General features: G+C 71.6%; 10 protein-coding genes. 7 read left to right on the plus strand and 3 right to left on the minus strand.

Translation table 11 applies throughout. From position 1 onward, the window contains the following. Nucleotides 1–108: 108 nt before the first annotated feature. Nucleotides 109–1,140 (minus strand): lytic polysaccharide monooxygenase auxiliary activity family 9 protein, encoded by a 1,032-nt coding sequence (locus LIU39_RS33855; RefSeq protein ID WP_227050817.1) that lies wholly within the window; start codon nt 1,138–1,140, stop codon nt 109–111. A 355-nt stretch (nt 1,141–1,495) separates the two neighbouring features. Between LIU39_RS33855 and LIU39_RS33860 the strand changes: the two genes are divergently transcribed. Further along, the gene (locus LIU39_RS33860) at nt 1,496–3,715 is read left to right on the plus strand and encodes an NADP-dependent isocitrate dehydrogenase (protein ID WP_227050818.1); all 2,220 of its coding nucleotides are present in this window, start codon (nt 1,496–1,498) and stop codon (nt 3,713–3,715) included. A 181-nt stretch (nt 3,716–3,896) separates the two neighbouring features. Here the strand turns inward: LIU39_RS33860 and LIU39_RS33865 are convergent, their stop codons facing one another. After that, complete coding sequence (locus tag LIU39_RS33865) at nt 3,897–4,823, minus strand: GNAT family N-acetyltransferase (protein WP_227050819.1); 927 nt, start codon at nt 4,821–4,823, stop codon at nt 3,897–3,899. A 235-nt stretch (nt 4,824–5,058) separates the two neighbouring features. Here LIU39_RS33865 and asnB point away from each other — a divergent pair, with 235 nt between their 5' ends. From asnB to LIU39_RS33885, 4 genes are all read left to right on the plus strand, one after another. Further along, nucleotides 5,059–6,909: an asparagine synthase (glutamine-hydrolyzing) gene (asnB, locus tag LIU39_RS33870; protein WP_227050820.1), complete on the plus strand. Its 1,851-nt coding sequence runs from the start codon at nt 5,059–5,061 to the stop codon at nt 6,907–6,909. A 167-nt stretch (nt 6,910–7,076) separates the two neighbouring features. After that, a complete protein-coding gene (locus LIU39_RS33875; RefSeq protein ID WP_227050821.1) occupies nt 7,077–7,466 on the plus strand; it encodes a GntR family transcriptional regulator in 390 nt (129 codons plus the stop codon). Between the two features lie 37 nt (nt 7,467–7,503). Continuing rightward, entirely contained in the window at nt 7,504–8,280 is a 777-nt protein-coding gene (gene ddaH, locus LIU39_RS33880; RefSeq protein ID WP_227050822.1) for a dimethylargininase, read from the plus strand. A gap of 19 nt (nt 8,281–8,299) precedes the next feature. Then, on the plus strand, nt 8,300–9,259 hold the full coding sequence (locus LIU39_RS33885; protein ID WP_227050823.1) for a pirin family protein: 960 nt from the start codon (nt 8,300–8,302) through the stop codon (nt 9,257–9,259). A gap of 83 nt (nt 9,260–9,342) precedes the next feature. Here LIU39_RS33885 and LIU39_RS33890 read toward each other — a convergent pair whose 3' ends face one another. Continuing rightward, on the minus strand, nt 9,343–10,149 hold the full coding sequence (locus LIU39_RS33890; RefSeq protein WP_227050824.1) for an SDR family NAD(P)-dependent oxidoreductase: 807 nt from the start codon (nt 10,147–10,149) through the stop codon (nt 9,343–9,345). A 910-nt stretch (nt 10,150–11,059) separates the two neighbouring features. Between LIU39_RS33890 and LIU39_RS33895 the strand changes: the two genes are divergently transcribed. Together LIU39_RS33895 and LIU39_RS33900 are read left to right on the plus strand one after the other, a co-directional pair. Then, nucleotides 11,060–11,692: a response regulator transcription factor gene (locus LIU39_RS33895; protein ID WP_227050825.1), complete on the plus strand. Its 633-nt coding sequence runs from the start codon at nt 11,060–11,062 to the stop codon at nt 11,690–11,692. Between the two features lie 232 nt (nt 11,693–11,924). Then, the coding region (locus LIU39_RS33900) for a biotin carboxylase N-terminal domain-containing protein (RefSeq protein WP_227049863.1) at nt 11,925–12,046 on the plus strand (122 nt) is incomplete at its 3' end.

Genomic DNA, 12,046 nt, shown 5'->3' on the forward strand with positions numbered 1-12,046 from the left:
GACGTGGCCGGCCGCCCCCGGCACGGGGCGGCGGGCACGCTGCCGGGACCGGCGCAGTCGGCGCCCGGCGGACCGGGCCGCAGCCCGGGGCCTGTGGGCCGCGGCGCGTCAGCCGCGGCGGCGGACCGCCCTGCGGTGGTTGGCGGTGAACAGGAACGCGGCGCCCGCGGCGAGCACCGCGGTGCCGCCGATCGCGAGCGGCGCGGCCGTGGTGTCGCCACCGGTCTCGGCCAGCCGCTGCCCGTCCGACGGCCGCGCGCCGCCGCCGTCGGTCCGCGCAGCGTTGCCGTCCGCGGCCGGGGCCGCGCCGTTGTCCGCGCCGTCGTCGTGCGTCATCTTGTGGGCGCCGGCGGGGTGTTCGTGCCCGGTGCCGGTGCCGGTGCCGGTGCCGCCCGTGCCGCCGTGGCCGTGATGGTCGACGGTCGACCGGCCGGTGCCGGCGGCGATCTGGGTGTCGGTGGGCGCCTGGGCCCCGGCCGCCGCGCCACCCGCCCGGCCCGCGGCGTCCTTGCCGAACACGACGTCCGAGCAGCTGTAGAACGCCTCGGGGCTGTCCGAGCGCTGCCAGATGCTGAAGACGAGCTGGCGGCCCTTCCTGGCCGGCACCTTGCCGTCGAAGACGTAGTCGCCGTTCCTCAGCTCCGGGTTCGTGGCCTCGGCGAACGGCGTGGACTCCAGGTCCGACCAGGTCAGCGGCTTCGCCGGGTCGTAGCCCCGCTTGGTGAGGTAGAGCTGGAAGGTGCCCTTGTGCGGGGCGGTGGCCTTGTAGCGGAAGGTGTGGGGGCCGGCCGTGAGCGGGGACGCGGGCCAGTCGGCGCGCGGCAGATCCAGCCCCTTGTACTTGTCACGCCCCGCGCTGCACAGTCTCCCGTCCGGGATGATCTCCTTCGAGCGGCCGCCCGCGTCGGGGATGTTGACCTCGTTCCAGTCGTAGAACGCCTGGGCGCCACCGGCCTGGACGGCGGCCTTGCAGGCGGCGGACCGCGGGCTCTCCGGGCCTTCGGCGAAACAGGCCGAGACCCGGCTGACCGGGTCCGCCATCGATCCGTGCGCGGCCGCAGGCGCCGCCGACAGGACGGTGAGGGCGAGCGGGGCGAGGCCGGTCAGCGCGATCCCGGTGGCCTTGCGACGAGCGGTCATCGTGCAGGTCTCCTTGAGGTTCAGGTGTGCCTGGTGTCTGGTGCAAGGCGGGCGCGGTGGGGGGTCGGGATGCGAGCGGCCCGGCCGGTCCGGGAGCACACCGCCGAGGTCCGTGCCCGCCCTGCGAGCAGCACGCTAACCACGCCCACCAGCGAATCCGGGGCGGAACGAGCGCTCGGGCGGATCCTTATGGCGCCGTTAAGGCGGCTCTAAGCGGGGGCACAGGTTCCGCCCGCGGCGGCGGGCCTCGGTGACCTGACTGCGGTGCCGCTGGGGGCAGGGCCCTGTCGAACGAGGGCCGGTCACGAGATATCTTGACGTCAAGCAATGTTGCAGACGTGGAGCGGAGCACCCGGTGACTGACTCGACCATCATCTATACCCACACCGACGAGGCGCCGGCCCTGGCGACCTACTCGTTCCTGCCGGTCATCGAGGCCTACGCCTCGATGACCGGAGTCGCTGTGGAGACCCGCGACATCTCCCTCGCGGGCCGGATCATCGCGAGCTTCCCCGAGCGCCTCCGGGAGGACCAGCGCATCGACGACGCCCTCGCCGAGCTGGGCAAGCTGGCCAAGACGCCGGGCGCCAACATCATCAAGCTGCCGAACATCTCGGCCTCGATCCCCCAGCTCAAGGCGGCCGTCGCCGAGCTCCAGGAGCAGGGCTACGCGCTTCCCGACTACCCGGACGACCCGAAGACCGACGAGGACAAGGACGTCCGCGCGCGTTACGACAAGGTCAAGGGCAGCGCCGTCAACCCGGTCCTGCGCGAGGGCAACTCCGACCGCCGCGCCCCCGCGTCGGTCAAGAACTACGCCAAGGCGCACCCGCACCGCATGGGCGCCTGGACCGCGGACTCGAAGACGAACGTCGCGACCATGGGCGTCGACGACTTCCGTTCCACGGAGAAGTCCACGGTCATCGCCGAGGACGGTGCCCTGCGCATCGAGCTGACCGGTGACGACGGCTCCACCACCGTGCTGCGCGAGTCGGTACCGGTGCTGGCCGGCGAGGTCGTCGACGCGTCGGTGATGCGGGTGGCGGCGCTGCGCGAGTTCTTCGCCGCGCAGGTGGCCCGCGCCAAGTCCGACGGCGTGCTGTTCTCGGTGCACCTGAAGGCCACGATGATGAAGGTCTCCGACCCGATCATCTTCGGCCACGTCGTGCGAGCCTTCTTCCCGAAGACCTTCGCCGAGTACGGCGACGTGCTCGCCAAGGCCGGGCTGACCCCGAACGACGGCCTCGGTGGCATCCTCAAGGGTGTCGAGGAGCTGCCCGAGGGTGCGGCCGTCAAGGCGTCCTTCGAGGCCGAGCTGGCCGAGGGCCCGGAGCTGGCGATGGTCGACTCCGACCGCGGCATCACCAACCTGCACGTGCCCAGCGATGTCATCGTCGACGCGTCCATGCCGGCCATGATCCGCACCTCCGGCCACATGTGGGGCCCGGACGGCAACGAGGCCGACACCCTCGCCGTCATCCCCGACAGCAGCTACGCCGGCGTCTACCAGGTCGTCATCGACGACTGCCGCGCCAACGGCGCCTTCGACCCGGCGACCATGGGCTCGGTGCCCAACGTCGGTCTGATGGCGCAGAAGGCCGAGGAGTACGGCAGCCACGACAAGACCTTCGAGATCCCCACCACCGGCACCGTGCGCGCCCTCGACCAGGCCGGCAACGTCGTCCTGGAGCAGGTCGTCAGCGCCGGCGACGTGTTCCGCATGTGCCAGACCAAGGACCTGCCGATCCAGGACTGGGTCAAGCTCGCTGTCACCCGCGCCCGCGCGACCGGCGACCCGGCCGTGTTCTGGCTCGACGAGGGCCGCGCCCACGACGCGCAGCTGATCGCCAAGGTCAAGACGTACCTCGCCGACCACGACACCGACGGTCTGACCATCGAGATCATGACCCCGGAGGCGGCGACCGCGTTTTCCCTGGAGCGCATCCGCCGCGGCGAGAACACCATCTCGGTCACCGGCAACGTCCTGCGCGACTACCTGACGGACCTGTTCCCCATCCTGGAGCTGGGCACCAGCGCCAAGATGCTCTCCGTCGTCCCGCTGATGAACGGCGGCGGCCTGTTCGAGACCGGCGCCGGCGGCTCCGCGCCCAAGCACGTCCAGCAGCTGGTCAAGGAGAACTACCTGCGCTGGGACAGCCTGGGCGAGTTCCTCGCGCTGGCCGTCAGCTTCGAGCACCTCGCGCAGACCACCGGCAACGCCCGCGCCCAGGTCCTCGCCGACACCCTGGACCGCGCGACCGGCACCTTCCTCAACGAGGACAAGTCGCCGAGCCGCAAGCTGGGCGGCATCGACAACCGCGGCAGCCACTTCTACCTGGCGCTGTACTGGGCCCAGGAGCTGGCCAAGCAGACCGACGACACGCAGCTCGCCGAGGCGTTCGCGCAGCTCGCCAAGACCCTGGGCGAGCAGGAGCGGACCATCGTCGACGAGCTGATCGCCGTCCAGGGCTCGCCCGTCGACATCGGCGGCTACTACCAGCCCGACGCGGCCAAGGCGGTCGCCGTCATGCGCCCGTCGCAGACGCTGAACCAGGCGCTGTCCACCCTCGGCTGACACCGCCACAGCCGGCCAGGGAGCGGGCGCCCACCCGGCGCCCGCCCCGTGCCGGCACCCGTTCCGCCCCGGCTGGGATGCCTTCCAGCCGGGGCGGACCCGTATGCACGCCGCATGGAGCGCAAGCCGCCCACTTCACTCCTGTACGTACCCCTGTCGCCGGATATGCGGACGGCGGGATTCAGCCGCGCGCCGGCTCGCGGACGCAGCGCCATTCCGTGGCGCAGGTCCGGTAGCCGAGGCTCTGGTTGATCGCCGCCATCGGGGCGTTGGAGGCGTCGTTCCCGGTGAGCGCCTCGGTGCAGCCGGCGTCCCGGGCGCGGCGCAGTGAATCGGTCTTGGCGAGCCGGGCCAGGCCACGGCCGCGGAACGCGCGCCGGGTGCCGGTCATGCCGGAGGAGTAGCGGCCGATGCCGTCGGTGGTGGCCAGGCTGAAGGCGGCGATCTCGCCGTCGACGGTCACCACGGACGTGAGCTGCAGGTCGTTGTCCGGGTGCTCCCAGGTGTGCCGCAGCCAGTCCTCGTACGCCATGGCGTCGCGCGCGGCATCGCCCGGTTCGTCGGCCGTCACCTCGGCGTCCGCGCGGAACAGCGGGTACGGATCGGCGCCGAAGTCCGCGCCGGTGTGCAGCCGGACGCCGGGCGGCAGATCCCCGGGCGGCGGCAGCGCGGCGCCCGCCAGGCCGAGCCGGAGGTAGCGGGCCGGGCGGGTGCGGCGGTAGCCGCGGCGCTCGGCGAAGGCGCGGGCACCGGCCGTGTCGCTCGCCCAGGCGAAGACCCGCTCGGCGCCGGCCGCGGCAAGATGCTCCTCGGCCGCGCTCAGCAGTGCCCCGCCGATGCCCGCGCGCCGGTGGCCCGGGTGTACGCAGGGCGTCGCGACGGCCTGACCGGGGACGCTGCTGTCGTGGACGAGTCCGCTGATCACGCACCCCGCCACCCGGCCGTCCAGGACGGCCACGAAGAGCCGCAGCCGCTGCGCCGGAGCGGCGCTCGCGACGTGCCAGGAGATTCCTCGGGGGGTGGAGATCAGGTGGGGCAGTACGGCGTGCCGCAGGTCGGCGACGGCCTTGGCGTCGGAGGGCCGGAAGTCGCGCAGGGTGAGTGTCATGGGTGCGGACGGTACGCCCTGCCGTGCCCCGGTGCCTCCCTGTTTCCGGGTGGCGGGGGAGGCGGTGAGCCGGGCGGGCCGTGTGTGCTGCCCGGGGAGCGGAGGCGCGGTGGCTCATTCCGGACAGTCCGGATCCGGTATAGGTGGCCCTTGCAACTATCCGGGCGTACCGTGATCACTGCGGGCCGCAGCCGGGATGCGGCGGCCCGCCGTCGACAAAGGAGGAGCCGCGATCATGTGCGGAATCACCGGATGGATCTCCTACGACCGTAACCTCACCACCGAGCGCGCCACCCTCGATGCCATGACCGAGACCATGTCCTGCCGCGGCCCGGACGCCGCCGGGATATGGCTCGACACCCACGCCGCGTTCGGCCACCGCCGCCTCGCCGTCATCGACATCGACGGCGGCAAGCAGCCCATGTCCGTCGAGCGCGACGGCCGCACCCTGATCGTCACCACGTACAGCGGCGAGGTCTACAACTACCGTGAGCTGCGGGCCGAGTTGGAGACCCTGGGGCACGCGTTCCGTACGAACAGTGACACCGAAGTCGTGCTGCACGCCTACCTGGAATGGGGCGAGGCGTTCGCCGCGCGCCTGAACGGCATGTACGCCTTCGCCCTGTGGGATCCGCGGACCGAGGAACTCCTCCTCGTACGCGACCGGATGGGCATCAAGCCGCTCTACTACTTCCCCACGTCCGACGGAGTGCTCTTCGGCTCCGAGCCCAAGGCGATCAACGCCCACCCGGCCGTGCGCCCCGCCGTCGACGCCGAGGGCCTGGCCGAGCTGATCACCTTCACCAAGACCCCGGGCCACGGCGTCTTCAAGGGCATGCACGAGGTGCGGCCGGGGCACCTCGTCCGCGTCAACCGCAACGGCGTGTCCGCCACGAGCTACTGGGCGCTCGAAGCCCGGGAGCACACCGACGACCTCGACACCACCGTCGCGCACATCCGCGAGCTGCTCGACGACATCGTCGCCCGCCAGCTCATCGCCGACGTACCGCTGTGCACGCTGCTCTCCGGCGGGCTCGACTCGTCCGCCATCACGGCACTGTCCGCCCGCGCCCTGGCAGCCCAGGGCATCGGCCCGGTCCGCTCGTTCGCCGTCGACTTCACCGGCTACACCGAGAACTTCAAGGCCGACGACCTGCGCGGCACCCCCGACGGCCCGTACGCCCACGCGCTGGCCGAGCACGTCGGCTCCGACCACCACGACATCGTCCTGGACACCGCCGACCTGATGGACCCCGGCCACCGCGCCGCCGTCCTGGCCGCCCGCGACCTGCCCAACGGCTTCGGCGACGGCGACACCTCGCTCTACCTCCTCTTCAAGGCGGTGCGCGAACAGTCGACGGTCGCGCTGTCCGGCGAGTCGGCCGACGAGGTGTTCGGCGGCTACCGCTGGTTCCACGACCCCGAGGCCGTCAATGCCGACACCTTCCCCTGGATCGCGGCCGGCGTCTCGGGCCGGTTCGCCGGCGGCAACGCCACTCGCGAGGCACTGCTGGACAACGGCCTGCTCGACAAGCTCGACCTGAAGGGATACGAGCAGCGCCGCTACCGCGAGGCGCTCGCCGAAGTCCCGTACCTGGACAGCGACACCGGACTCCAGCGCCGGATGCGCGAGATCAGCTATCTGCACCTGACCCGCTTCGTGCAGGTACTCCTCGACCGCAAGGACCGGGCCAGCATGGCCGTCGGCCTGGAGGTCCGCGTCCCGTTCTGCGACCACCGCCTCGTCGACTACGTCTTCAACACCCCGTGGTCGATGAAGACGTTCGACGGCCGCGAGAAGTCGCTGCTGCGCGCCGCCACCCGCGACGTGCTGCCCGACCTGGTGGCCGACCGGGTCAAGAGCCCCTACCCCAGCACCCAGGACCCGCGCTACAACGAGGCCCTGCGCGCCGAACTGAAGGAACTGGCGGCCGACCGGAACGCCCCCGTGCAGCCGCTGCTGGACGGCGCCGCCGCCGCACAGGCCACCGCGGACGGCGCGACGAGCGACATCCGCCCCGGCGCCGAACTGATCCTGGGTCTCGACGCCTGGCTGCGCACCACGGGGACGTCCCTGGACCTGTGAGCCGGGGCCCGGGAACCCCGGGCTCCCGTCGGGCGGCCTCCTCCAAGGGGCGCGGGCCGCCCCCGGGCGTGCCGGTTTCCCGGCGTCCCCGGTATCGGCACGGCGGCCGCTCCTGGCGCACAATGGGTGCCACAAACCGCGCACCACCACCGTCAGGAGCGCCCGCCGTGTCACCGCAGCACGTACAGATCATCATCGATCCGGAGGCGGCCGACGCGCCGTTCGAGCAGGTACGCGCCCAGATCGCGGACCAGGCCAGGACCGGCCTGCTGCCGGTCGGCCACAAGCTGCCGACCGTGCGCGGCCTCGCCGACGAGCTGGGCCTGGCCGCCAACACCGTCGCCAAGTCCTACCGGGCCCTGGAATCCGACGGCGTGATCGAGACCCGCGGCCGCAACGGCAGCTTCATCGCGGCCGCGGGCGAAGCCGCCGACAAGGAAGCCGCCGCGGCCGCCGCCGCATACGCCCGGCGGGCCCATCGTCTGGGCCTGGACCGGCAGGCCGCCCTCGCCGCCGTCCAGGACGCCCTGCGCGCGGCCTACGAAACGGACGACTGACACCCCGCCCGCACCCAGTGCCCCAGGAGAACCCCGTATGCCCAGCCGGCACGCCCTCGTCCGCCGCCCGGGCCCCCGCCTCGCCGAAGGGCTCGTCACCCACATCGACCGCAAGCCGGTGGACGCGGCGTCGGCGCTGCGCCAGTGGGAGACCTACGTCCGGACGCTGAGCGACCACGGCTGGCAGGTCACCGAGGTGCCGGCCGCCGACGACTGCCCGGACTCGGTGTTCGTCGAGGACACCATGGTCGTCTTCCGCAACGTCGCGCTGCTGGCCCGCCCCGGCGCGGAGTCCCGCAGGCCCGAAATCCACGCGGCGCGGGCGGCCGTGCAGGCGCTGGGCTGCTCCGTAGGCGAGATCCGCGCGCCCGGCACCCTCGACGGCGGCGACGTGCTGAAGATCGGCGACACCGTCCACGTCGGCCGCGGCGGCCGGACCAACGCCGAAGGCGTACGCCAGCTCCGCGCCGCCTTCGAGCCGTTGGGCGCCCGCGTGGTCGCCGTACCGGTCAGCAAGGTGCTGCACCTGAAGTCAGCGGTGACCGCCCTGCCCGACGGCACGGTCATCGGCCATCCGCCGCTGGTCGACGACCCGGCCGTCTTCCCGCGCTTCCTGCCCGTCCCGGAGGCGTCAGGCGCCCACGTCGTCCTGCTCGGCGGCGGAAAGCTGCTGATGGCGGCCGACGCGCCCAGGAGCGCGGAACTCTTCGCCGACCTGGGATACGAGCCGGTTGTGGTGGACATCGGCGAGTTCGAGAAGCTGGAGGGCTGCGTGACATGCCTGTCCGTACGCCTGCGCGAGCTGTACGCCTGACCGCGCATATCGTGACGGTATGAGCAACCTCGATCTCAAGCCCGCGGCCAACCTGTGCGGGGGGAACGGCCGTACGGGCCCGGTCCGCGACGTCCAGCCCGGCAAGCAGGTGCCACTCGGCGAGAGCACGGTCGTCCGGAGGCTGCTGCCCAACCTCGGCCGGCGGATGGTCGGCGCCTGGTGCTTCGTGGACCACTACGGTCCCGACGACATCGCCGACGAGCCCGGGATGCAGGTGCCGCCGCACCCGCACATGGGCCTCCAGACGGTCAGCTGGCTGCGCGAGGGCGAGGTGTTGCACCGTGACAGCCTCGGCAGCCTGCAGGCCGTACGCCCGCGCGAGCTGGGCCTGATGACCTCCGGCCCGGCCATCGCCCACTCCGAGGAATCCCCGTACGGCCACGGACCCCTGCTGCACGGCGCCCAGCTGTGGGTCGCGCTCCCCGGCGAACACCGCAACGCGGCCCCGGCGTTCGAGCACCACACCGACCTGCCGGTGATCACCGGCGGCGGCCTGACCGCCACCGTCATCCTCGGCGAACTGGCCGGCGCCACCTCGCCCGGCACCACGTACTCCCCGCTCGTCGGCGCCGACCTCACCCTCGCGGCCGGCGCCGACACCCGGCTGCCCCTCGACCCGGACTTCGAGTACGCGGCGCTGACCATCTCCGGCGAATCCGACATCGACGGCGTCCGCCTCGCCCCCGGCGCCCTCCTCTACCTCGGCTGCGGCCGCAGCGAACTGCCCCTGCGGGCCTCGTCCGACAGCAGCCTGCTCCTCCTCGGCGGCGAGCCCTTCGAGGAGAAGCTGCTCATGTGGTGGAACTTCATCGGCCGCACCCAGCAGGACATCGAAGAGGCCCGCACCGACTGGATGACGGGCTCCCGCTTCGGCACCGTCCACGGCTACGACGGCGCGCGACTGCCCGCACCCGAACTCCCCGCGGTACCACTGAAGGCGCGGGGGCGGGTGCGCTGACGGGGCTTGAGATCCCGGGCCTTGCCGCCGTGCCGCCCGCGCGCCGTACCGGCCGCACGACCGGCAGATGCACGGCGACCGCGTCATTCCCCCTGGTCAGCGGAACCGCCGAAACGGGCTGCGGGCCCGTCGAGCTGCTGGGTGAGCAGATTGAAGCCGTCGTCGGCCCGGATCACCTGCCCCGTGGCCACGGCGAACCCCTCGTCGCCCACCAAGGCGATCAGGCGCCCCAGATCGGCGGCTTCGGGCAGCCTGCCGTGCACGGAGCGCTCACCGAAGTACTGCCGGATGACCTCGGGGAAGAAGGACGTCGCATCAGTGTTGGCCGCACCCGATGCGACGGTGTTCACCGCGACTCCGTACCGGGCGGCCTCGGCGGACACCTGCTGGCTGAACACGTTGAGCGCGGCGGTGGCGGTGGAATGGGCGATGCTCCCGGTGATCACATCGGCGGCGGTGCTCGATACGAAGATGATCCGCCCCGTGCGCTGCTGCTGCATGGCCGCCAGCACACGCTGCGTCAGGAAATATACGCCGGACAGCTCCCCGGTGAGCTTGGCGGCGAAGGCGTCCCAGGGCAGCGAGGCGAACGGTACGTACGGCGGCGCGGCGGTGTTGGCATTGCACACCAGGACATCGATCCGGCCGTGCTCGGCAAGCACGCCGTCGACCAGGGCGTCGACCTGTCCGGCGTCACAGACGTCGGCGGGTACGGCCTGCGCGGTGCCGCCGGTGGACTCGATGTCCTCGACCACTCCCGCGGCCGCTTCGCTGTTGCTCAGGTAATTGACGATCACGTGGCAGCCACGGCGCCCGAATTCCCGCGCAGTCGCGGCACCTATCCCTCGGCCGGCGCCACTGATCAACACCACGCGCTGCGCGTTGCTCATGCATACCTCCAGAACATCGATGAAGAACCGACGGAAACGCCGGCGCGATCACGCTCAACCGTGGAAGCGGCTTTGTATAAGCACCGGAATCCCGGAAAGAACCGGTGAGACCGCGTGATTTTCGCGGGTTGGCCGGGGTACCGGAATCCGGCCGACGGCGTATGTCCGGGTAATTCGAGTGCGGATCGTCGCGGCGTGTGCAAGCCGTCTGTGGGCGACACCGATTCTTGCAGTACCGGAGAACGGCCGGCCACCGCGGTTCCTCGAAATCTGCGTGAAGATTGCTGGCATCGTGACAAGTGCCGGCGCAGAGTCTCTGGAATCCCGTCCGCGGCCACGCTGGACCGGCCGTCGAGTGATACCTGGTCAGGTCGCTGCACCCGGGCGTTATCGTGACCCCTGTCCTGGTGTCAAAGGCTTTTTCTTTCGTTGGATTTGCGGCAATTGTGGTCCGCAGTGGGAGAGTTCGACCGGCAGCGTGATTGCGGGAAGTTAGCCAGATCACCTGTGCAGTGCCAGTGGGCGCTCGTTATCCTTACGTGAATGTATGTGCCGATCGGGGGGATAGGCATGCTCGCTCATCACGACACCGCGCCGCCGCAGCTCACGTTGCACCGGACCACTGAAGAGGCGGCCCAGGACTTCTCCGCCCGCCTGCCGGGCCGGACGGCGGGCATCCCCTCTTCGGCCTCCGCTCGCCGCGCGGGACGGTGAACGGCCTTACGCGGCAGTGGGGGCCAGGACCCACCCGGATTTACCCGAGTGATGCGGCGGGCGAGACGCGGCCGCCCCGTCGGCCGGCTCCTGACCGCGTGAACTCCGGTCGGCCGGGCGTCATTTCGCACCTCCGTCCACCCAGACGCGCAACGACACGAGGTGTCCAACCTGCCGAAGGGGAACCATGCGCCACATGACCGTCCTCATTGCCGGCGAGACCGCGTTGCTGCGCGACGCGCTCACGGAGCTGCTGCAGGCCCAGCCCGACATCTGCGTCCTGGGCCAGACCGCGGGAGAGCACGAGACCTTGCGCAAGGCCGCAGCGCTCGAACCCCACGTGGTCCTCATGGAGCCATGGGCGAAGTGGAGCGCTGTCATCCGCACGGTGCGTACCCTGCGACGCCTCTCGCCGTGCTCGGCCGTGCTCGCGCTGCCCTCGCGCAACGCGGTGGTCGACCGGCAGGCCCTGGAGGCGGCGGGGCTGCGCAACTACCTGCCGCGGGACGCCGGTTGGACAGCCTTGCTCGCAGCCGTGCGCTCGCTGGCGCCCGCGGCCGTTCAGGACGCCGTCAAGAGGCCGGTCCCCGCGCTCTCGCGCCGTGAGACCGAGGTGCTGCGCGGTGTGGCCACCGCGATGACCAACCAGCAGATCGCCAGCGGCCTGGGGATCACCACCGGCACCGTCAAACGGCACCTGCATGCCGCCTTCCGCAAGCTGGACGCGGTGTCCCGGCTCGACGCGGTCACCCAAGCGGTCGCGGCCGGGCTCCTCATTCCGCCGGCACCCGGATCGGCGTGCGGGGCGGAGACGCTGGACGTCGGGTGACGGCTCCGGCCGGGGACCGTCGTGCGTATCCGGGGCCCGGTGCGGAGAGGAGATGCCGTGGTGCTGACGTTCTTCACGATCTTCGCCAAGAGCTGACACGACCCTGAAGCGGACCGGTGTGTGCGGACGGTCCGTGTCGCACATGCTGAAAAGGACGAAGCGGTGCGGTGCGCGGGGAGCAGCCGCGTGCCGGGCCGAGGACCGTATGTGGATGAGTTGAGGGGGAGCCAACGTGCGCAAGGTGCTCATCGCCAACCGTGGCGAAATCGCTGTCCGCGTTGCCCGTGCATGCCGGGACGCCGGGATCGGGAGCGTAGCGGTTTACGCCGACCCCGACCGGGATGCCCTGCACGT

This window comes from Streptomyces pinistramenti, assembly GCF_020564935.1.
Taxonomy (GTDB): Bacteria; Actinomycetota; Actinomycetes; order Streptomycetales; family Streptomycetaceae; genus Streptomyces; species Streptomyces pinistramenti.